Genomic DNA, 23124 nt, shown 5'->3' on the forward strand with positions numbered 1-23124 from the left:
CCTACCTCTCATCCATCCTTGCAGCTCCGAAGCTGCGCCAGCGTGAATTTGCCTTTTCGACAGAAACGGACCGCCGCAAAAAAAGTGATACCGCCAAAAGCGATATCACTTTTGTTTTCAGTGTAAAAGGGAGCATCGATATTCATTGCAACCGTTCCGTAACAAACGATGCTCGTTTTATGCTAATCGATCGATGCGGGAATGTCAAGAGTTGACTATTCTTTCCACTTAATGCTGCAACCGATGCTCGGCTTTTGCTTTTCTGGCACCGGTTCGTTGTTTAATAATGCATCAAGAGCGGCACGAATCGACTCGCCTGTAACCGGGATGCCGTTGTTTGGTCTCGAATCGTCCAATTGTCCACGGTAGACACATTTTAAATCGCGGTCAAACACGTAAAAATCTGGAGTGCACGCCGCCTGATACGCTTTCGCCACCTCTTGTGTTTCATCAAATAAATATGGGAACGGATACCCTAATTCTTCCGCCACTTTTTTCATGTTTTCCGGCGAGTCTTCCGGATATTTTTCGACATCGTTCGAGTTAATCGCGACAAACGTCACTCCTTTTGGCTGATAATCGTTGGCAAGGCGGACGAGTTCATGCTGCACGTGTTTGACAAACGGGCAATGGTTACAAATAAACATAATCACCGTGGCCACATCCGATTTGACGTCTTCCAAGCGGACTGTTTTTCCATCAACCGCATTCACCAGTTCAAACGACGGCGCTTTTTTGCCTAACGGGAACATGTTCGATTCAACTGCTGGCATATATCCACACCCTTTCCAAATCCATATTTTACTTTATTATACCAAAGCAACAAAGCGAATCACAAATCCCCGCTTCAACGGATGAACGAATAAACATACATATAGCATTCACGTCATTCACGACGCTCATAAGCGTTTAGGTCTTATACCGAAAATGTAGAAAACATTCCTGCAAATAATGGAGTTCCGGAAATTGTATAAAAAAGCAGTTTTATTTTCCGGTTACCCAAGTTTACTGAACGGAGAGAGAAGTTTTACACCATAACTAGGACGCGGCCCGCGGATAAGCGGAGGAAAAAATGTTAAAATATATTACAGGCAAATTAATAGACATTTTTTTGAAATTGAACCATAATGAATATAAATGTCTTATCGTTTTATGGGAGAATTTCCTAAAAAACGCATTAGATCACGAAAGGATGTTTTTCATGCGCCTGAAATTAAGCGTTTTAGACCAGTCTCCGATCGCCGAAGGCATGACCGCGGAAGAAGCGTTAGCGAATACCGTCCGGCTCGCGCAATTTGTCGAGAAACTCGGCTATGAACGTTTTTGGGTATCGGAACATCACGATACAAACAGCCTCGCCGGCTCATCTCCGGAAGTGCTGCTCGGCCATATTGGCGCAAAAACATCGCGCATTCGCATCGGGTCGGGCGGAGTCATGCTTCCGCATTATAGCGCCTATAAAGTAGCGGAAAATTTTAAAGTGCTCGCAGGTCTTCATCCCGGCCGGGTCGATTTAGGCGTCGGACGGGCGCCTGGCGGCATGCCGATCGCAACGATCGCCTTGCAAGAAGGAAAGCGAAGAGATATAGATCGCTATCCAGAACAAATTGACGATTTGCTTGCTTATTTGCATAACGATTTGCCAGAAAAACATCCGTTGCACGGGCTAAAGGCGACGCCAAACGTTCAGACAGCGCCCGATGTGTGGCTGCTCGGCTCAAGCTCATCCACCGCGCTTCTTGCTGCGCAAAAAGGGTTGCCGTATGTGTTTGCTCAATTTATTAACGGCGAAGGCGGAGAATATTATACGAAATTGTACCGCGAACAGTTTGTTCCATCAAAATATTTGGATAAGCCGCGCAATATGGTCGCCGTGTTCGCCATTTGCGCCGAAACGGAAGAAAAAGCGGAATGGGTGGCATCAAGTCTGGATTTATCGCTGTTGATGATTGAGCAAGGCATGATGTCGAACGGCACGCCAAGCCCGGAAAAAGCGATGGCTTACCCATACAGCCCGTTTGAGCGCAAACGGGTTGTTGAAAATCGCAAGCGGATGATCGTCGGCACACCGAAACAAATGAAAGAACAGCTTTTCCGATTAAGCGAGGCATATGAAACCGACGAAATCATGTTGGTCACGATTACGTATGATTTTCAAGATAAATTGACGTCATTCCAATTAATTGCCGAAGAAGTATGGGGGTAGAGGAACAAAATGAAAGTGATTTCTGTCAACGTCGGCGCGCCGCAAACAGTGATAATCGATGGAAAACCGCTCACAACGGGAATTTATAAAAAACCTGTGCTTGAACCGATCTTCGTGACAAAACACAACTTTGCTGGAGATGGACAAGCGGATTTAGTGAATCACGGCGGATATGACAAAGCGATTTGCGCCTATCCGTCCGAACATTTCGCCGAATGGGAAAAACGGTATCACCGCCCGTTTTCTCCTGGCGCGTTTGGAGAAAACCTTACGTTAGAAGGACTTACAGAAGAGCAAGTATGCATCGGCGATATTTTTTCCGTCGGAACCGCCGTCATTCAACTTTCCCAGCCAAGGCAGCCTTGCTTTAAGCTCGCCAAACGGCACGGCCTTCCGGACCTTCCGCTTGCCGTGCAGCAAACAGGGCGAACCGGTTTTTATTTTCGGGTGTTGCAAGAAGGAATCATTCAACAAGGGGATAAGCTCACACTTGTTGAACGCAGCCAGACCCGGTTATCTGTCCAATATGTCAACCACATTTACTATGTTGAAAAAACAGATGGCGAAGCAATGCAAAAAATCATCGCGGAACCAGCCTTGTCGGAAAGCTGGCGCAAAGCGTTTGCGGCAAGGCTTTCCGCCATCGCTGACAAATAAACGACTTGTACGCGCATGTACAAGTCGTTTTTTATGATACTTCTTCTTTTTGCAAATGATGATGATACAAATCATAATAAAATCCTTTTGCTTCTAGCAGCGATTCGTGTGTGCCTTGTTCGATAATTTTCCCTTCATTCAAAACAAGAATGCGGTCGGCGTTTTGAATCGTATTGAGCCGATGGGCGATGACAAAACATGTCCGCCCTTTCATCAGCCGTTCGAGTGCTTCCTGAATTTTCATTTCAGTCACTGTATCGATATTGCTTGTTGCCTCGTCTAAAATTAAAATCGACGGGTTTGCCACCATTGCTCGGGCGATGGCCAACAGCTGTCTTTGGCCTTGGCTGATGCCGCCGCCATCTTGCTTTAACACCGTGTCATAACCGTTCGGCAGCTTCATAATAAACGAATGCGCGTTCGCCCATTTTGCCGCCCGCTCGACTTCTTCATCGCTCGCGTCTAATTTTCCGTAGCGAATGTTGTCGCGAATCGTCCCTTCAAACAAAAACGTATCTTGCAAAACAAACGCCATATGGGCGCGCAGACTTGCCCGTTTAATCGAGCGACTATCGTGCCCATCAATGAAAATATGGCCGCGATCCGGATCGTAAAAGCGGGCCAGCAGTTGCAAAATCGTCGTTTTCCCCGCACCGGTCGGACCGACGAGCGCCACCGTTTCTCCCGGAGAAACGGAAAAGCTGACGTCGCGGATCGCATCTTGCTTTTTGTCATAAGAAAACACGACATGGTCAAATTCTACTTTTCCTTGGATGTAGTCAAGCGAGATGGCTCCTGTTTCATCCTGTTCTTCTTTTTCCATATCGAAAATTTCAAACACCCGTTCCGCTCCGGCTAACGCCGAAAGCAGCGTATTCCATTGGTTCGCCAAATCGTTTAACGGCCGGGTAAATTGGCGCGCGTATTCGGCGAATACGACGATAACCCCAATGGAAATCATTCCTTTCAGCGCTAAAATACCGCCGACGCCGGCAATAAGCGCGAAGCTTAAGTTGTTTAAAAAGTTCATTAGTTTCGGGATAAATCCAGAATATGTTTGCGCCCAAAATCCAGCTTGTTTCAATGTTTCGTTTTTCCGCAAAAATTCGTCAATCACTCTTCGTTCTTGCGCAAACATTTTCACGATTTTTTGCCCGGAAATCACTTCTTCAATAAACCCATTCATCTCTCCTAAACAGCGCTGCTGCTCGCGAAACCGTTTTTGCGTGCGGTTGGTAATCCATCTCATCCCAATGTACATCAGTGGAACAACAAGTAAAGTGACAAACGTTAAAAGCGGACTTAGCCAAAGCATGACGCAGATCGCTCCAACAAGCGTAAGCGTGCTCGATATCACTTGAATCACCGTGCTGTTAAACGTTTGGCTCATATTTTCGATATCGTTCGTGATCCGGCTCATCAATTCCCCTTGCTGGCGCTTGTCAAAAAACGAAATCGGTAGTTCGTGAAAATGGCGGAACAGCTGTTGCCGAATGGCATAAATCGTTTTTTGGGCGACTCTGATCATCCAGTAGCTTTGCAAAAAAGTGGATACAGAAAGTGACGCATAAATAAAAAGAAGAAGCGCCACAACAAGAAAAAAACCGTCCATCCGTTTCGTGACGATGTAGGCATCAATCGCTCTTCCGACTACGTACGGGCCAAGAAGGCTTAAACAAGAGCTAATGATGACCATTGCGACAACGGCAATAAGCCATCCTTTTTGCGGAGAAAGAAATGACCAAAGTCGCTTCAATGTTCCGATGTTGTCTTTTGCTTGTTGCTTTTGCCCGACAGTTGCCATCGTGCTATGTCGCGGTCGCAACATTATGTTCCCTTCTTTCCAAACTGTGATTCTACAATTTTCCGGTACAACTCACTTTTCTCTAGCAGCTCATCATGGCTACCTTTTGCTAAAAGCTTTCCGTCATCTAGCAAAAAAATCGTATCTGCTTCCATCGCTGTTTGAATTTTTTGCGTCACAATAAATGTTGTACACGTATATTCCTTTAGCGCCCGCAGCAATTTTGCTTCCGTTTTTAAATCTAAGGCGCTTGTGCTGTCATCGAGCAATAAAATTTTCGGCATTCCAACGAGCGCCCTTGCGATCGAAAGACGCTGTTTCTGCCCACCGGACAAGTTTACTCCTTTTTGCCCAATGACCGTGTCATATCCATTTGGAAACTTCATAATCGTATCATGGATTTGCGCGTGTTTCGCCGCTTGGATAATCTCTTCCATCGAAGCGCGCTCGTTTCCGAAACGGATGTTTTCGGCAATCGTTCCAGAAAACAGCAATACTTCCTGTGGAACGAAACGGATGAATGCGCGCAACTGTTCTTGCTTTATTTGCCGAACATCGACGCCATCGACCATCACCCGCCCGTCAATCGGATCGTACAGACGGGGAATCAGCTGAAGCAACGACGATTTTCCTGAACCAGTTGCGCCTAAAATCGCGACTGTTTCATGAGGGTGAACGACAAATGAAATATCTTTTAAAACGAGAGCGTGACTATTCGGATAACGAAATGACACGTGTTCAAAGCGGACTTCTCCTTGTCCGGAGACTTTTTCGCTTGCTTGTTGATCATCTTCAATATCCACTTTCACGCTTAATACGTCAGCAACACGGCCAGCCGATGCTTTAGCGCGCGAAAAGGCCATCGTAATAAATGTAAACATCGATAACGCCGAGGTAATGCGGGTCGTATAATTGACAATTGCCACTACTTGCCCCGCCGTCGCACTTCCTAATTGAACGTCGATGCGGCCGACGAAAAGAATGACGATAATCGCCATATTCATAATAAACAATAATACGGGAGTAATCGTTTCTACTAAACGCAACGCGCTGATTGTCCGTTCCATCAGCGTTTCGTTTGCTTTCATAAACCGCTGCTGTTCATATGTTCCTCTCATCCACGCCTTAATGAGGCGCATCCCCGCCAAATTTTCACGCATCACTCGGTTGACGCGGTCGAGCGCTTGCTGCACGATCGAAAAAGACGCTGTCGCTTTTGTCATCATCCATAAAAGAAACGCGACTAATATCGGAACAGTAACAGCAAACACAAGCGCCAGCTGAACGTGAACGACAAAAGACATCACTACCCCAAATAGAACAAGAAGCGGCGCCCGCAAAGCGATGCGCAAACTCATAAACACCATGTTTTGGATTTGCGTCACATCGTTTGTCATTCTTGTAATGAGCGAAGCGGTCGGAAACCGTTCAAAATCGGCAAACGAAAACGATTGAATTTTTTCAAACAAATGTTTTCGAAGCAAAAACCCGTACTCTTGACCAACGTAGGCGGCGGCAAATGAATTGGCAATTCCCGAAGCAAACGCTAACAGCGAAGTGCCAAGCATGACCGCTCCCCACGTCCAAACGACAGAAAGGTTTTTCGTCATTATCCCGTTGTCAATAATTTTTTCCATCAACAGCGGCTGCCACAATTCCACTAACAGCTCAATGAACATAAGCGACCAAGCGATGATCATCCATTTGCGATACGGTTTTAAGTAAGACAGCACTTGCTGCATCGTTTCACTCCCCCGCGCCTATGATGTAACTTTCATTCTACTTGCAAAAAAAATATTTTACAATTTTTCGATACTTTAAAAGCAAATTACCGGGGGATATCTCTCCATGCGTTTTGTTGACAAAAATTAGAGAAATGGTTAATCCCGCTTCCGCACTCCAGTCCAAATTCGCATCAACGTTTCTTGATCAGCAATCGCTCCATATGAAGAAGCGAAAAACGGCATGACATCTTGTTCGCTCTCTACAATCGGAAACAATTTATGAAATTTCGCGATCATTAATAGCTTTTTGATCGTTTTATTCGAAGAAACGGCAAAGATCACTTTCTTTTTTTTAGCAACTTCTTTTTTTAGAAAATGGATTAATAACGCCAAACCAGTACTATCAATAAACTGAAGGTTGCTGACATCCACAACGACGACGTCCCCTTTCATTTCCGATAGCGCCATTCCAATCTTTTGACACGCAAATTGCTGTGTATTGTAAACCAACTTCCCTTTTAGCAATATTTTTCCATATCGTTTTGACGATGTCATCTCTAATTCCAGAGTAGATATTTGCCTATTCATTGCGCTCTCTCCTCATTTTCATCGCAATCGCGCATTTTCCATTTTCTCGATGTTCCAACCATATATCATCCATCGTTTCTTTTATCAGCAAAAGGCCGCGCCCTGATTCCGCAAGCAACAAATCTTCAAGATTTTTCTCGCGCATTCGTTCCAACTGTTTGACCGGGATTCCATCTCCTTCATCCATCACCGTTACAGTGACGTCCTCCTCCGTAATTCGCAAAGATAATAAAAACGTCTTTTTTGCCGTTTCTTCCCCCAATTGTTTTATTGCTTTGACCGAATTAATGACCGCTTCGTGAACAGACAATACGAACATATCGCGATCTTGAACCGAAAAAAAAACGAGCAATTTGTTCCGCCAGCAAATCGCAAAAATCAATGGCCTCATCCGTCGCTACACATTGTATCGTCATTTCGTACATGGTTTCGCACCTACTCTGACACAATTCATTGAGAGATATTATTGAATCGTAATCGATAATAAGTATATATCATCGGCGGGATTTACCGGCGACCGATCGTAATCGATCAACATGCGCAAAAATTGTTGATCTGGCAAATGACTATATACTTTCGCATAGTGGCGAATTTTATTCATGCTTTGCAAAATAGATGGGTCTATTTCCTCTAAAATCCCGTCTGTATATAAAAACAATCTTGTTCGCCGCCGATAACGAATAACCCCCTTTTCAAACGGCACAGAAAACGGACTGCCGATCGCCAGCCCGCCTTTATCCAATTCAATGACTTCCCCATCTTCCGTAACTAACAATCCAGCCGGATGCCCAGCGTTCGTATATTCAATCTGCTTTTTTTTCGTATCAATGACTAAATAAATCATCGAAAATAAATATCTTAGTTCATCCGCATCGCTAGGAAATAAATTGCGCACATGATTTTCCAGTTCTATCGCGACATACACGGGATCGATAACGCGCACGATCAACCCTCTTAACAGCGAGCGGAGCAGCATGCCGACGAGTGAAGAAGAAATGCCATGTCCCATCACGTCAATAATAATGACGCCATAGCGATCATAATCAATTTGATAACACGCGTACATGTCGCCAGATAAGTCATCAGACGGAATATAAATTGCGTCCATCGTCACTGCATCGTTTTGTATCGGAGGAGTTAGTACGCTTTGCTGAATTTTTTTCGCAAGCTCGACTTGTTTCTTATATTCCATTTCCTTTTGCTTTTGTTTTGTGATATCGTTGGCCATCATTATGTATCCCGCCACATTTCCTTCCGAATCAGTAACCGAAATGGTGGAATAAGCAACATCCACGAACGTTCCATCTTTTCGCCTTACCGTACATTCCCCTGTTGCAATCCGCTCTTTTTCTCCTTTTAACGGATGAGAAAACATCGCTATACGTGGTGGCTGATCAGGAAATAATGAAACAAATTCCCGGCCGATGACTTCTTCGCGCTTCCAGCCAAATAATGTTTCCGCCGCCTTTCCCCATTCTTTTACCGCCATATTTTTGCACAATGAAATAACCGCGATGGGAGCAGTTTGATAAATGGCTTGAAGCGTTTGTTCTGGTTCTGGCGAACAGGTGGTTGTCTCCATGTTCGAAAAACGCCAAATGTAAAATTCGTCCGCTGCACCTGTAAGCGCATAAACAGTTAACGTTTGCGCCAATTTTCGGTCATTGTCGATAAGATAATCGATTTTTCCTTCCCAATAGCCGTTTTCCAATACCGATTTCCAGATTAATTCGTACTTCTCAACATGATGTTCATCGGAGACAAGAAGATAAAACGATTGGCCGATTAACTGTTCCTTGGAGTAGCCAGTTAACGCTACCGCCCCGTCGTTTACCGCCACGATCATTTATTCCGATCTGTAATGACAATTCCTTCGCCTGTACGACGGCCGCATGTTTTCCCTATCGCCTGTAAATCTAGTTTCACTATTGTTCAACCCTTTTTCATAGTAATCTTCTTGATCATTACGCAAACATACACCACATTCCGCTTCATGACAAAAGGCCGCCTTTAAAAAAAGGAGACCATTTTTTGAAAATAAAAATTTTTCTTTTTTATTACTTCGCTTATCATTCTTTTTTTCCTTCTTTTTATAAAAAAGAATGCGTTCTTATTGTTGTTTAAAACTGCGACGGCGAATAGCTGCAGCAACGAGCAAGCATAACGGGATGATAATTTGCAATGGCACATGCATATAAATGGTGACAATTTTCAATCCTTCTTTAATATGTTCCGGATAGTTGCTCGCAATGGCAATGGACAACAGCAAAACCATCAACCCGAGCAGGTATACGAGACGCTGATGATTTTGCATGTGAAATAAATTCGCTGTTCCAATGACCGCGGCATAAAAAAATACCGATACTTTAAAAAACCCGCCAATAATAAGGGCAATCATAAAAAATATGTCAAGACGTTCCAAAAAATTAGCAACTTGAATTTTCCGTATCGTATCTAAAAGCGGGAACGTGGAACGAGCGGCGACATCCGCTCCGAGTACGGCAATGTTGATCGTCATAATAATCGCCAAATTAATGCCGCTTAACGCCATGCCTGCGATCGCGACTTGCTTCATTTTTTTCGGGTTGTTCATATATGGAAATAACATCGTAAAAACAATCATTTCTCCAAATGGAACGTAAAGCGTTTCCGTAAATACGACTTTCCACACCCTTTTCCACCCTTCTTCCAAAACTGGTTGCAGCCGATGAAGATCCACTAACCCTGTGGAAATGATCAATATAAACCCAGATACCGCAAGGAGATAAAGAAAGGTAAGAAACAACTCCCCCGTCCGCGCAACCACTTCAATCCCTTTGTATACACCATACATCACCGCCAACATCATAATCGCGTTTAAAATAAAGAGCGGTGTTTCTGGATATGCAAACGTTAGCAACAGCTCGCCAAAATCTCGGAGCACGCGGGAGGCAATATAAAGAAAATAAACAATATATATAAACGCCAATATTTTACCGACCCAAGGGCCGGCAATGTCTTGTGCATATGCAGTCAATGGAGCATCCGGATAGTAGCGATGGAGTCGATAATAGACAAAAAACAATAATAAGCCGAACGTTAAACCTAATAAAATCGCAAGCCAAACATCTTGTTTTGCCCCTACACCAAGCGGAATAACGATAGAGCTCCCGTGTTCAAACAAGACGATTAACACAAACAATTGCCGTGCGTTTATTTTCACCGGTTCCATTCCTTTCACCGTCCTTATTGTCCAAATATATACGGTTTAGTACGCAATTCCGTCCGGCGAACAAACGCATCCACCGTTACATTTACTTCTAATTGTGGAAAAATGCTTTCATCCCAAACGTGTTTCATCTTTTTCCATTCACGCGGATACGAACGATAGACAGCGTTTCCAAACCCGAAAACATCCGTTTTTTCTTTTTTCGCTTTTCCCACCGCGTGAACAACTTCATTTTTTATCGTTTGTTCAATCTTTTTTTCTAACGCAAAAATTTGCATCGGATTTGTAAAGTCAATCGGTACAAGCGATTCGCCGATATCTCCCTCTGCCTTGATGCGAATCGAAATCGACGGTTTCCCGTTTTTCATATGCGCCGCCACGCTCGTTTTCGCCCGAACGACTTTATAGGCCACTGCTTCTTTTTTTCGTTTCCATTCGACCGTAATGCTCGTCTGTTCAATTTTATCCATCACCCATAACACTCCGCGCGCTGTCTCGCCAAAAACCCATCCAACTAATTTTCCATTCTTAAACATAGCGATACCATTAATATTTAATCGTGCATCAGGCTCGGAAGCTTGCACATTCGTCTGCCGCTTTCCCTTTTTCACCGCCCCGACAATCTCCACACCGCTAATGATTGGCGCTTTTCCTGCGGAATCGAGATCATGAATGACATCCCCTACACGAACATTCAGCGTTTGTCCCCACACTTTTTCGGAAAACTGTAATGTTTTTATAATTTGATTGGCGGAAATTTTATCAATGGGCGTTAATATTTTCAGAACGTCTTCCGCGGAATGATGGCGGGCGATCACGACCATCGCGGTCGTACGAAATTGACTATTTCTTTCAAGCGCATCCAACAGCCCGTCGACTCCTTCTTTCGCAATTTCTTCGCTAATGACAACTAAGTTGGTATGCGCGTAATATATAAGCCGCGATAGCTTGTTAGATGCTTTTCGGCTCGCTTCGACGACGTTATCCCCTGTCGCCTTGTAAATGGAAACCGGCACCCCACCGCTGCCGCCGCCTCGCTGTGTCGCACCAGCAACGTTTCCGGGGTTGACGACTTGAAAAATCATCATATATTTTCCATCCTCTGTTTTATCAATCCCGACCGCGATGACAAATGCTAAATCCGTCAACTCTTTTTTGCTCCAACATCCGGAAAGGGTGATTGCACATAAAAGAAGTGAAAAAATCATCGCCATTTTTCGTTTCATGATTGCTCTCCCTCGTTTTCCTCTTGACGATTTATAGAAGAAGGCTGCGGCCGTTGATGTTCTCCTTGGCGCACGATATTTTTCTGGCTGATTAAACGAGGGCGCTCTTTAAACGCCCATGTCGGCACGCGAAAAAGCGTATCGCCCACGTTGGATGGAATAAACGGCGCAAGCGGCGACATATATGGAACGCCAAAGGAGCGCAGGCTGCACAAATGAATCGTCATCACCAAAATTCCCATGATAATGCCGTAAAACCCAAACATGGCGGCGAGAAACATAAGCGCAAAACGGATCAGACGCGCGGAAATGGCAATCGCAAACGACGGCGTCGCAAAGCTGGCGATTGCCGTAATGGAAACGACAATGACCATCGCCGATGAAACAAACCCGGCCTCTACCGCTGCCTGCCCAATCACAAGCGCTCCGACAATCGAAACGGCTTGACCAACTGCGCGCGGCAAGCGCACCCCCGCTTCCCGCAAAATTTCAAAAACTACTTCCATGACTAACGCTTCCACAAACGCCGGAAACGGAACCGCCTCGCGTTGGGCAGCAATCGCAATGACAAGCTGTGTTGGGATCATTTCTTGATGAAACGTCGTTGCGGCAATATAAATCGCCGGGGCAACAAGGGAAAGAAAGAAAATAAGAACACGCAAAAACCGCAGTGCTGTCGCAATATCAAAACGGGCGTAATAATCTTCAACCGCTTGGAAAAATTGAATAAACAAAGCGGGCGCAACAAGCACAAACGGAGTCCCCTCAACAAATATCGCAACTCTTCCTTCCAAAAGGTTTGCCGCTACCACGTCCGGACGCTCAGTATGGTACATCGTTGGGAAAGTCGTAAATGTTTGATCTTCGATTAATTGTTCGATATCTCCTGATTCAAGGACACTGTCAATCCGAATGCTGCGAAGCCGTTTTTTGACTTCCTCGACGATGTCATCGTTGGCAATTCCCTTTACATACATAATGGCAACATCCGTTTGTGTCACTTCGCCAATTTTCAGCGTTTCCAACCAAAGATTCGGATTTTTAATGCGCCGACGGATAAGCGCCGTATTCATGCGCAGCGATTCCGTAAAACCATCCCGCGGGCCGCGAATCGCCAGCTGCGTTTGCGGTTCTTGAATCGCTCGAGTTTCTCCGCCTTTTGTGCTCGCGCTTAAAGCAGACGGCATCCCGTCAAGAAGAATGATCGTTTCTCCAGATGTAAGTGCTAAAAATAAATCAAACCAATGAGAAATACGCTTGATTCCGCCAACAGCAGCCAGCTTTTTCTCCACAAAGGACAACGTGTCTTTCGAGGATAAGGAAATGGGAAACGTCGCTGCCATCAGCGGTTCAAGCAAAAATTGATACACATTTTTTTCATCAGCAAGCCCATCGATAAAAATGAGGGCGGCGCGAATCGACCGTTCTTGTCCAATCGTAAAACGGCGGATGACAATATCGGAACTGTTCCCGGTTGTATGGCGAATGATGTCGAGATTAACATCAAGTAGCGAATGAATCGGCTCACGCGGAACGTCTTGCGCTTGACCGCTTTGGTCACGTTCTTGTTGAATTGTCGGTTCTTTTTTTTCTTTTTGCTTTTTTTGCAATCCCCACTGAAACAGCATCGTTTTCCCCTCGCTCCAACTCATTTACTTGCCATTATAGACAACGAAGGGGGCTAATATACGATAAACGAATGATTTCATTTTAGAAAACAAAAACTAAGGAAAAACAGCAACAGTAGGTGAAATAGATGAAAGTGCTGGCTATTTCATTGTTGATTGGCAGCATTTTAATCGGTGTCGCCATTGAAATGGATCTGTTAATGGGCTTTACGTTGCGTCAATCGATGCACAACGTCTTTAACCCATTTCGTGTCATGGAAACTCCAGAAACGTTTATTCTATTTTTATTTTTATTGATATGGACGGTCGATCTGTTAGCGGCGCTATTTTTTCAAAAGCAAAAAAAAATGTAAAAAGGTTTCTTGCCTCAGCAAGAAACCTTTTTGCATCATCACTTTTTACTTTTACTGATCCCGTCAAGGCGAAGCAACCGCAGCGAATTAAGCAATACGAGCAATGTCGCTCCCATATCCGCAAAAATGGCCATCCATAATGTAAGCCAACCCGGAACAATTAAAACGAGCGCCAATACTTTTAACAAAAAAGCGATCGCGATGTTTTGTTGGATAATGCGCATCGTTTTTCTGCCTAACCGAATGACATACGGAAGTTTTCCAAGATCATCGCCCATCAAGACAACATCCGCTGTTTCTAATGCCACATCTGTTCCAATATCCCCCATTGCGATACCAATATTTGCCGCAGCAAGCGCGGGAGCATCGTTGACACCGTCGCCGACCATCGCGATACGTCCTGATTGTTGCTGTAGCGTTTGAATCGCCGTCCATTTTTCTTCTGGAAGCAATTCAGCGCGAATATCGGTAAGCGGAAGGGAAGACGCAACAGCCCGCGCTGTCGCTTCGTGGTCGCCGGTTAACATGATTGTTTGAGTGATTCCTAGATTGCGCAATGTTTCGAGCACAAAAGCAGCATTTTCACGCAGTTGATCAGAAACGGCAATCATTCCAAGCACCTTTGTTTCATCACCAAGCAGCATGACCGTATTTCCTTGTTTTTGCGCGTGTGTGATTTGCGCGCGAACATTTTCACTTATAGACAACGTGCTGGAAAACAAAGACGGTTTCCCAATATAATACATCGTTCCATTCACACGAGCTGCTGCACCTTTGCCAGCCATTGCGCGAAATTCGCTTACTTGCAAATCGTCGAATGATATTTGCGATGCCTCTGCCTTGCGCAAAATGGCGGAAGCAAGCGGATGCTCCGACTGTTTTTCGATGGCTGCGGCGATTTTTAGCACTTCCTTTTCATCCAGATCGCCAAATGGATGAATAACGGTTACTTCTGGTGTTCCTGTCGTTAATGTTCCTGTTTTATCAAACACCATCGTCGAGATCTTTCCGATTTCTTCTAAATACACCCCGCCTTTAATCAGCACCCCTTGCCGCGCCGCTTGTCCAATGGCAGTTACGATTGCTACCGGAGTACTGATGACAAGCGCGCACGGGCAGCCGACGACAAGCACCGTTAAGCCGCGGTAAACCCATGTCAGCCATTCTCCGCCAAGCCATAGCGGCGGCACGATGGCGACAAACAACGCGATCAGCATAATCGTTGGTGTATAATAGCGGGCAAAGCGGTCGACAAACTGCTGGGTCGGCGCCCGCTCGGCCTGCGCTTCTTCGACAAGATGAATGATTTTCGCAATTGTCGTGTCTTCGACACGCTTTGTCACCTGTACTTCAAGGGCGCCTTCTCCGTTCATTGTTCCCGCGTATACTTCATCGCCGACGGTTTTTGCGACCGGCATCGATTCACCGGTAATGGCCGCTTCGTTTACCGACGATTCGCCGCGAATCACAATGCCGTCCATCGCGATTTTTTGCCCCGGTTTCACAAGAACCGTATCGCCGACAACGACATCTTCCACATCTACTTCATGCTCTTTGCCATCCCGAAGCACGGTCGCTTTTTTCGGGGCGATATCAATAAGCCGCTGAAGCGAACGGCGCGCTGTATCCATGGAATACCGCTCGAGCGCTTCACTAATCGCAAACAGGAAGACGACAACCGCCCCTTCTTTCCATTCTCCGATGCACGCCGCCCCAATGACAGCGATCGTCATGAGCGTATTCATATCAAATTGCAAACGAACAAGATTGTTGATTCCGGTTTTTAATAAATGGTAGCCGCCAATGATGATACTTGCTATAAATAAGAAAATGGTCGCGATATGACGTTCTCCAATCGTATAAGTGGCTATATAGCCGGCAAGCAGAAACAAAGCCGATATCAGCGCGACCACGTTTGTTTTCTTTTTCCAAAACGGCTCTGCCTTTTGTTCTTTCCGCTCCGTTTCCGGGATGACGGTGATGCCGTCAAACGCTCCCGCTTTTTCGAGTTCTTCGATCGACGCTTCGCCGATGACCGTCAGTTTCGCCGCGCCAAAATTGACTTCGGCGTCTTTGACCGTCGCAATCGCCTTTACATTTTTCTCAAACGTTGCTGCACAGTTGGCGCAGGAAAGTCCCTGAAGGCGGTATACCTGTTTATTTTCCATCGTCTTCTTCCCCCTCTTTGGCGTGAACGAGCGCTAGAGCCACAAGCTGTTCGACATGATCGTCTTTCAGCGAATAAAACACGAGTTTCCCTTCTTTGCGGTGTTTGGCGATGCCCATATCGCGCAGCATACGCAAATGGTGGGAAGCGGTCGCGACCGTGCAGCCGATAATCGTCGCGACATCGCAGACGCATAGCTCTTTTTCGAGCATTAACGCATACGTGATTTTTAAGCGCGTCGCATCAGCGAGCGCTTTAAACAGCTGTTCCACCCCGCTGATTTCATGGATGCGCTGCCGGACGGCGCCGACTTTTTCCGCGTTAATAGAAAATACTTCACATACGTCGTTCGCCATTTTGTCACCTCATTCAAATATTCGTTTGAATATAGTATATTCCTTCCTAAATAAACGTGTCAATTTATTCAAACAATTATTTGAATATTTTTCAATCAAAAAAGGGAATCATTGCGATTCCCTTCCATCATTCCGCATCCCCGCGGGCTTTTTCGAGAAGTTGATGATCGTTAAGCCATTTTTCGACATGCGTATATGTTTTTTTCCACGACAGAATAAAAGTATCGCCGTCGCTTTGCAAAAACTCAATATCTCCTTTCCATACTTTGCTGCTATCAAACATTGCGCTTGCCGGCTCTTCCAGTAAGTCGGCTTTTAACGCTTCTACAAACGAATCAATTTGCTTCGGCTCGATGATCGTCAATGTTCTTTCTCCCGTTTCTGGATGGTGGAACGTGACTTGGCGAATCGGCGAATATCCTTGATCGCGTAGCAATAAATAATAATTTTTCTTATACTCTTTCGACTCTAAAATCGGTTTATAATAGGAAAAATACAGATCGCTAGGCACATTGTATTGGCGGATCATTCGCTTGCCATCCTTTAGCACATAGCCGATCACCACTTGTCTTTGTTCTGTAAACCGCGACGGTTTTGGCTGATCTTTAACTAACTGTTGGTGAAACGCGTAGACGGCGCGAATGTTTTCTTTTTCCTTTAAAAACTGGTTTTCTTGCTCAAACGGCACATACGGGCGTTTATGATTCTCGACAAAATCATAGACGGAACTGCCGAAATAGACTTGGCGGATATTCTCTAGCGCTGGCAGCCGTTTTTCATACCCGGTGACATCGAAATGAATCAACACGCCAATGACGATCATCGCAGCAGCAAAATAAACGTATCCTTTCCATTTATAGAAAACGCGCCACGTTTTCTCGATAATCATTTCAGCAATGAAAAAGCCAAGCAAGGAGAAGGCGATATATCCAAACAAAATCCAGGCAAATTGATTTTGCGTAACACCGAAATAAAGACCGCCAAGAAGCATCGTACAAAAGGTGACGCCATACTTAAAGATCGGGCGGAGCACCGGAAACGCCAGCGCCTGCGTCGCCGCTTCGCTAGGACGTTTTTGGTACAGCCAAATCGCGAAAATAAGAAACAAAATAGTTAAAAGCAAATACGCAAGCAATTCGCCCACCGTCAGCGATGTTGCTTCGAGATTGATATAGCGCAAAAACGGAATAATTTTTTCGAGATTGTCCGATAAATAATATTCGAACGGGAACCCAACCAATAAAAACGAGATATTTGCCAACACCAAAATTGTGATGCCCGCCGGGAACAAAAGCAAAATGTAAGTAAATACGACTTGCAACGTCGACATGCCTGTCATCATTCCGACAAAAATAGAAGCGGCAAACACAAACAGCTCCATGACGGTCGTTTCCCACGTCCAACGGATGATATCACCGAACGTCAGTGACATCGGAAAACTTAATCCATAGTGGCAAACGGCGGTAAGCAACGAAATAAGCGCGATTGGCATGACAATGAGCATCACGCCAAACACAGTCTGTTGGCAAAACAGCTCCGCCCGCTGCACAGGCAAACTATGCATAAAATCAACCGATTGCTTGCCTTGCATGTAACGAAACAACAGGGTGGCCAACAACACTGGTAGCGTAAAGGCGATCATCGCTTGAAACGTTGCGGAAATGCTGTATAAGCTTTCCCATTCCAGATAAATGCCACCGTCTTCCTTCTGTGAGTATGCCATCAGTAATTGCAGCGGGATGGCAGCGAACCACAGCAAGAAGTGAACGATGCCAATCCAGCTGACGCTGCGAAGATTTTGCACAAAAAGCCCGCGATTAAACGATAATATTTTCGATGGCATAGCCGACATCCCCCATTTCGTAAATGAAAATTTCTTCGAGCGTAAGCGGCAAAATATCAAAAATTAGCGGCTGAAACGGCTGAATATAGGAAATGATTTCTTGCTTTGCGCCGCGCACAATAAGGAGAAGAACGCTGCCGCGCTGCTCTTTGTAAACGATATCAAGCTGTTTGGCAAATTGCTCTGGAATTCCGTTTCGAAAAGCGACTTGAATTTTATGGATATCGGTTTTCATCGCATCGAGCTCTTTTTCAAATAGCATTTCACCGCCATGCAAAATGCCGATACAATCGCACAGATCTTCCATCTCCCGCAAGTTATGCGAAGAAATGACCACTGTCATTTCCCGCTCGGCGACTTCTTGAACGATAATGTTTTTCACTTTCTGTCTAACAACGGCATCGAGTCCATCAAGCGGCTCATCCATGATGAGCACGTCCGGCATCGTCGAAAAGGCGAGCCAAAACGCAGCCTGGCGCTGCATTCCTTTCGAAAACTGATGAATTTTTTTGCGTGGGTCAAGCAAAAATAGTTCTTGTAATCTCGTAAATCGCTCCCGCTGAAAAGATGGATAGACGCTTTCGTAAAACGCAGCCATTTGCTCGATCGTGGTGTGCGGAAAAAAGTATACGTGGTCCGGCAAAAACAAGATTCGCTGCTTTATTTCTGGATTTTCCCATACCTCTTCCCCGTCAATAAGCACTGTGCCGTGATCGGGACGGATAATTCCAGCCATCATCTTAAGCAAAGTCGTTTTCCCGGCGCCATTGGAGCCAAGCAGACCGTAAATCCTTCCTTTTTGCACGGTCATATTCACTCCGCGAATCGCTTGAAAGCGGTCAAACATTTTTGTGACGTTCGTCAAATGAATCATCTGTTTTTCCTCCTCTCTCCCCTTGTTCCGCTTGTTCGATCCATTGCAGCACTTCTTCTTTCGTCACCCCTAAAAAAAGCGCTTCGGCTGCCAGACGGACGATATCGCGACGAATTGCTTCGATTTTTTCTTCGCTTGCTGTTTTCGGCTGCGGGGAAACAAAATTTCCCTTTCCCGGAATCGAATAAATAAATCCTTGGTGTTCCAGTTCCCGATACGCTTTTTGAATCGTGTTCGGATTGATCGTCAACTGTTTGGCAAGCATGCGCACCGATGGCAGCTGCTCATTGGGCTTCCATACTTCGCGGATGATCATTTCTTTCATTTTTTCAACAAGTTGCTCATAAATCGGCTGACGGCTGCGGACGTCTAGCTCAAACATACCCCCTCATCCTTTCATCATCTGTACCAACCGTTCTATTAATAATAATACACTTATAACAGATAAACCACAAGTGCTTTTTAATAATATAAAAAATGTAACACAAGGAATATAATTCCTTGTGTTACGAATACGTCTGTACAAATAGACCATCGCCTTCCAGCCATTCGGCAATGAAGACGTCCTGATACGATGACACGCCATGGGCACGCAATTGTTCGTTTAGCCATTGCACATCTTTTCCAAGTTCACGCAGTTCGTCGATAAGTAGCTCTCCGTCGCGGATAATCGTAATCGGAACATGAACGGGATGCGACGGCAATTGAAAATCCTCACGAGTTGTTTTTTGATATTTTGCTTTTTTCAAGACGCTGATCGTTCTATTTGCCTCTAAATAGCAAAAAGCGACTTCTCGCAGCGAAAACGTTTCGTTTTGCCGCAGCAAACTTTGCAGTTGATTGAGCGTCATCCGGCTTTTTTTCAATGCTTTATCATCAATGATTCCATTGCGGATTAACGTTGTCGGCTTCCCTTCGCTAAGGCGGCGAAACAGGAGCCATTTTTGGCTCATGTATTCGACAAGCAATAATAGCGCTCCCCATAATGATTTGAATAGATGATATACCACAGATGGATATGGTCATCATATAGAGCGTTGCCCAATAGCTCTCCTAATACAAGCGCAGAAATGAACGTAAATGGGCTTATTTGATGGATCAGTTTTTTGCCAGCCACTTTGACAATAAGAAATAAAAGCATAAATCCTGTCACAAGTTCTACTGTTAAATGCATCCATTTCATCCATTGCCACCATCCTGATTGCGATTCGTTAGTTTCATTATGAACGACAACGCGCGAAATTATGTCACGGCAACGTTTTTTCATCTGAAATCCAAAAATGTCGGATGAATTCAACTCTTTTTCAACGATAAAAAACTATTTTTTCAGTCCATTCTTGCCCGTATAATAATATAATGTGGAATTTTCGCAGATAGGAGATATTGTATGGGGGCTTATATAAACCAGCACGTATTAAACAATTTGTTTTATATTTTGGTGAGCGTGTTTGTTTTTTACTTTATTTATGATCACGGCGAGATATTTAAAAAGCGAATATTATATAGAAACGCGCTTCTTACTGCTTGCATGAGTTTTTCGATTATTTTATGCATGAAGTTTCCTATTTATATAGATAAACAGTGCATCCATGATCTCCGCCAAATTCCTTTTCTCATCGGCACGCTGTATGGCGGGGGAATTGTTGGCTTTATTTTACTTCTAATTTTATTGGCTACTCGCTCTCTAATTTACGGATTTGAGTATATTACGGCGATTGTATATATGACTATGTTGGTTGTCACGGCTCCCATTTCGCCAACATTCCATATATTAAAACGCTCAAACAAGCTGTCGATATCAGTCTGTCTGACCTTTTTTCTGGCGATTCTCGTCACGTTTCTTGCCATTTTCATCGCTGATTTTCCAGTAACGAATTCTTATATTGTTTATTTCATTTTGCTTCCTCCGATTGGGATGCTGTTTGTCGTATACATTATCGAAACATTAAAAGAGGCAATTATCATGCGTTCCCAACTCGTCAAAGTCGAGAAAATGGAAGTGGTTAGCCAGCTTGCAGCCAGCATTTCGCACGAAATTCGCAACCCATTAACCGTCGTGAAAGGGTTTATTCAATTATTAAAAACCCCTTCGCTTTCACAAGAGACAAGAGACCGATACATTCAAATTGCTTTAGACGAAATTAATCGAGCAGAAGCGATTATTAACGATTATTTAACTTTTGCCAAACCAGCATCCAACAAGGTAGAACGTCTCATGGTCAATGAGGAATTGCAAAAGGTAGTGCAGATGTTAGCGCCAATGGCCCATATGAATTCGATTGAAATTGTTAAAAATCTACAACCGGGCGCGATTGTCGGAAACATTCAGTACTTCCAACAATGTTTTTTGAATTTGATCAAAAACAGCATCGAAGCAATGCCGAATGGAGGGACGTTGACGATTTCGTCCCGTTTGCACGGGAATCATGTCATCATCACGATTAAAGATACAGGAGTAGGAATGACAACGGAACAAGTAAACCGTTTTGGTGAGCCATACTTTAGTACAAAAGATACAGGAACCGGTCTTGGCACAATGGTGGCGGTCAAGACGATTCAAGCGATGCAAGGGACGCTGCATATCGACAGCGAAGTAAATAAAGGAACTACGTTAACGATTACGTTTCCTAAAGCCACGAACTAATTCAGGCAGAAAAAGAGGGCTTATATGCCCTCTTTTCGTTTTTATATATATTTGCATAAAATAATCCGTCTTCTCTCAAGCCACTCCCGTAATCAACGCGTCTTTGCGCTTCACCATCGCTCCTTTCGCACACACTTGTCATTGGATGCAAGTCGAATTATGTTCCTACTTGTTCAATAAACAAAAGAGAAGTTAAGCCCATCCACATATCGATGCCGATTGCAAAAGTTGCTCTCTTTTTCGGAGACGGCAAAAGAACGGTCACTATCATGCAAACAGATCCGATAGCTTGAAATAGACTAAACGGAATATGTAAAAAAACGATCGAGACCATTACGGCTAATAGTGGCTCTAGGCTAGATAGTAAGCTCGATCCGGCATAGACAGGTGCTAAATATTGCAATAACATCGCCGCAGCGGCATTGCCTGTAGCGATCAATGCAAAATACGCATATATTGCACTCCAAGCATGCCGATAAACCCAAACAACAGTCCGATTCAAATCGAAAATATCGCCATCCGTTTGCATGCTGCAAACAATAGTAACACACTTCCCGCCATCATCATTCGCACTACGACAAGCCATGTGCGGTGATTTGCTTTTCCAGAAATAACACTTGCGCCGCAGCTCCTGATCATCCCCAAAGCGCTGCACCGGTGATGACCATCATTAGCCCTTTTATTCGACTAGTGATCGACCATGATTCACCCCTTCTTTGGACTGACGTTGATGGATAGGAGACAGAATGGCAATAAACACCCCTATGATAATTAGCAATCCACCTAAATAAAACGAAGCTGTTATCTGTTCACGTAAAAACAAAAAGCCAAAAACAGCGCCAACGAGCGGTTGAAAAAAGAAAAACAACGAGCCAATCCCGGCATCCATCATTTCCATTCCTTTATTCCACAGAAAAAACGCCCCCGCGGTCGAAATAATCCCAAGATAAAGAATCCCAAACACGACGCTCATGCTAGGAACAGAAACAGGTTGTTCATGTAGTTCCCAAAGCATAACTGGGGTAGTGAATAATAAGGCAAACCAAATGGCATATGTGGTGATCGCCAAGGCCGAAAAGCGGGCGGATGCCACTTTCACGTACACCGATAAAAGCGCCCATGTCAGCGCCGCCCCAACTAACATCATATTTCCCCAAAATGATTGCCCGCCGTTATTGTCCAAACCGATGACGATGACAACTCCGATGGTGGCCAGCAAAAGAGCCACAGCTTTTCTCAAGGTGATCCACTCATGTAAAACAAACTTTGCAAACAAGACAATAAACGCTGGCGTTGCCGACGTGATTAACGCCCCTGTATGCGCATCGGATAATTTTGTTCCGATAAATTGCAATGATATCGAAACAAAATAACCAATAAAACCAATCCATCCTAGCAAAAAATAATCTTGTTTTCGAATGGATAGCCTCATTTTTGTTTTATATTGGCGGAATTTCAATATCCCAAATAAAACAATAAACGCGGTTATATAGCGAAGCCACACTAGCGTAAACGGCGGGACAAAATCAAGGACATATTTGCTGACAACATACATTCCGCCCCAAATGCTGGCTGCTAATGATAAATAGAAGGAACCAAACAATGTTTTTTTCATTTGAAACAATCCTCCGGCTTCCATAGGGATCAAAGAAACATCCTCCCTAAGAAGAGGCACGGTCATTTAGCCGCTTTTCTCGTCTTAAATGCGAATTTTCCAATATGCTATTTTTTCTATAACTATTCATTTTGTTTCATTGTATCAGATGCTCGCCAACTTCACAATATTTTTGCATATTGCGCATGCCGCAAAAAAGGATAGGCATTTCCGCTTTTGGAAAAAATAGTG

General features: G+C 44.5%; 20 protein-coding genes and 1 pseudogene. 4 read left to right on the forward strand and 17 right to left on the reverse strand.

Going from position 1 to position 23124, the window contains the following annotated elements:
- Positions 1 to 215: 215 nt before the first annotated feature.
- Positions 216 to 773, reverse strand: a complete 558-nt coding sequence (locus BM278_RS05350) for a thioredoxin family protein (RefSeq protein WP_090948354.1) — start codon at positions 771 to 773, stop codon at positions 216 to 218.
- A 428-nt stretch (positions 774 to 1201) separates the two neighbouring features.
- Between BM278_RS05350 and BM278_RS05355 the strand changes: the two genes are divergently transcribed.
- On the forward strand, positions 1202 to 2206 hold the full coding sequence (locus BM278_RS05355; RefSeq protein WP_090948426.1) for an LLM class flavin-dependent oxidoreductase: 1005 nt from the start codon (positions 1202 to 1204) through the stop codon (positions 2204 to 2206).
- A 9-nt stretch (positions 2207 to 2215) separates the two neighbouring features.
- Positions 2216 to 2863, forward strand: coding sequence for an MOSC domain-containing protein (locus tag BM278_RS05360; protein WP_090948355.1), 648 nt, complete (start codon positions 2216 to 2218; stop codon positions 2861 to 2863).
- Positions 2864 to 2894: 31 nt separating this feature from the next.
- On the opposite strand, the gene BM278_RS05365 is transcribed toward BM278_RS05360, so the two are convergent.
- From BM278_RS05365 to BM278_RS05400, 8 genes are all read right to left on the reverse strand, one after another.
- Complete coding sequence (locus BM278_RS05365; protein ID WP_090948356.1) at positions 2895 to 4691, reverse strand: ABC transporter ATP-binding protein; 1797 nt, start codon at positions 4689 to 4691, stop codon at positions 2895 to 2897.
- A complete protein-coding gene (locus BM278_RS05370; protein WP_090948357.1) occupies positions 4691 to 6409 on the reverse strand; it encodes an ABC transporter ATP-binding protein in 1719 nt (572 codons plus the stop codon). The genes BM278_RS05365 and BM278_RS05370 overlap by 1 nt, the downstream gene beginning before the upstream one ends.
- 138 nt (positions 6410 to 6547) lie before the next feature.
- Positions 6548 to 6979 carry an STAS domain-containing protein gene (locus BM278_RS05375; RefSeq protein WP_090948358.1) on the reverse strand — a complete coding sequence of 144 codons (432 nt, stop codon included), beginning with the start codon at positions 6977 to 6979 and terminating at the stop codon, positions 6548 to 6550.
- A complete protein-coding gene (locus BM278_RS05380; RefSeq protein WP_244151099.1) occupies positions 6972 to 7370 on the reverse strand; it encodes an ATP-binding protein in 399 nt (132 codons plus the stop codon). The genes BM278_RS05375 and BM278_RS05380 overlap by 8 nt, the downstream gene beginning before the upstream one ends.
- 72 nt (positions 7371 to 7442) lie before the next feature.
- A complete protein-coding gene (locus tag BM278_RS05385) occupies positions 7443 to 8819 on the reverse strand; it encodes a SpoIIE family protein phosphatase (protein ID WP_244151100.1) in 1377 nt (458 codons plus the stop codon).
- A gap of 270 nt (positions 8820 to 9089) precedes the next feature.
- Positions 9090 to 10190, reverse strand: coding sequence for a GerAB/ArcD/ProY family transporter (locus BM278_RS05390; RefSeq protein WP_090948359.1), 1101 nt, complete (start codon positions 10188 to 10190; stop codon positions 9090 to 9092).
- 14 nt (positions 10191 to 10204) lie between these two features.
- The gene (locus BM278_RS05395; RefSeq protein ID WP_090948360.1) at positions 10205 to 11413 is read right to left on the reverse strand and encodes a Ger(x)C family spore germination protein; all 1209 of its coding nucleotides are present in this window, start codon (positions 11411 to 11413) and stop codon (positions 10205 to 10207) included.
- Positions 11410 to 13041 carry a spore germination protein gene (locus BM278_RS05400; RefSeq protein ID WP_090948361.1) on the reverse strand — a complete coding sequence of 544 codons (1632 nt, stop codon included), beginning with the start codon at positions 13039 to 13041 and terminating at the stop codon, positions 11410 to 11412. Before BM278_RS05400 ends, BM278_RS05395 begins: the two co-directional genes overlap by 4 nt.
- Before the next feature lie 128 nt (positions 13042 to 13169).
- Here BM278_RS05400 and BM278_RS05405 point away from each other — a divergent pair, with 128 nt between their 5' ends.
- Complete coding sequence (locus BM278_RS05405; RefSeq protein WP_090948362.1) at positions 13170 to 13394, forward strand: YczF family membrane protein; 225 nt, start codon at positions 13170 to 13172, stop codon at positions 13392 to 13394.
- Between the two features lie 38 nt (positions 13395 to 13432).
- Here the strand turns inward: BM278_RS05405 and BM278_RS05410 are convergent, their stop codons facing one another.
- The 6 genes and pseudogenes from BM278_RS05410 to BM278_RS05435 form a co-directional block, all read right to left on the reverse strand.
- Positions 13433 to 15562 carry a heavy metal translocating P-type ATPase gene (locus BM278_RS05410; RefSeq protein WP_090948363.1) on the reverse strand — a complete coding sequence of 710 codons (2130 nt, stop codon included), beginning with the start codon at positions 15560 to 15562 and terminating at the stop codon, positions 13433 to 13435.
- Complete coding sequence (locus BM278_RS05415; protein ID WP_090948364.1) at positions 15552 to 15917, reverse strand: ArsR/SmtB family transcription factor; 366 nt, start codon at positions 15915 to 15917, stop codon at positions 15552 to 15554. Before BM278_RS05415 ends, BM278_RS05410 begins: the two co-directional genes overlap by 11 nt.
- 127 nt (positions 15918 to 16044) lie before the next feature.
- The gene (locus tag BM278_RS05420; RefSeq protein WP_090948365.1) at positions 16045 to 17760 is read right to left on the reverse strand and encodes a multidrug ABC transporter permease; all 1716 of its coding nucleotides are present in this window, start codon (positions 17758 to 17760) and stop codon (positions 16045 to 16047) included.
- Complete coding sequence (locus BM278_RS05425) at positions 17735 to 18634, reverse strand: ABC transporter ATP-binding protein (RefSeq protein WP_090948366.1); 900 nt, start codon at positions 18632 to 18634, stop codon at positions 17735 to 17737. The genes BM278_RS05420 and BM278_RS05425 overlap by 26 nt, the downstream gene beginning before the upstream one ends.
- A complete protein-coding gene (locus BM278_RS05430; RefSeq protein ID WP_090948367.1) occupies positions 18600 to 19016 on the reverse strand; it encodes a GntR family transcriptional regulator in 417 nt (138 codons plus the stop codon). Before BM278_RS05430 ends, BM278_RS05425 begins: the two co-directional genes overlap by 35 nt.
- A 124-nt stretch (positions 19017 to 19140) precedes the next feature.
- A pseudogene (locus BM278_RS05435) lies at positions 19141 to 19817 on the reverse strand (DUF421 domain-containing protein).
- Between the two features lie 204 nt (positions 19818 to 20021).
- Between BM278_RS05435 and BM278_RS05440 the strand changes: the two are divergent.
- Entirely contained in the window at positions 20022 to 21278 is a 1257-nt protein-coding gene (locus BM278_RS05440) for an ATP-binding protein (protein ID WP_090948368.1), read from the forward strand.
- Positions 21279 to 21435: 157 nt separating this feature from the next.
- Here BM278_RS05440 and BM278_RS05445 read toward each other — a convergent pair whose 3' ends face one another.
- Together BM278_RS05445 and BM278_RS05450 are read right to left on the reverse strand one after the other, a co-directional pair.
- Positions 21436 to 21933, reverse strand: coding sequence for a hypothetical protein (locus BM278_RS05445; RefSeq protein WP_244151101.1), 498 nt, complete (start codon positions 21931 to 21933; stop codon positions 21436 to 21438).
- Between the two features lie 24 nt (positions 21934 to 21957).
- A complete protein-coding gene (locus BM278_RS05450) occupies positions 21958 to 22893 on the reverse strand; it encodes a DMT family transporter (RefSeq protein ID WP_090948427.1) in 936 nt (311 codons plus the stop codon).
- Between the last annotated feature and the right edge of the window lie 231 nt (positions 22894 to 23124).

Origin of the sequence: Parageobacillus thermantarcticus, from assembly GCF_900111865.1 — a bacterium.
In the GTDB taxonomy this organism is placed as follows: domain Bacteria; phylum Bacillota; class Bacilli; order Bacillales; family Anoxybacillaceae; genus Parageobacillus; species Parageobacillus thermantarcticus.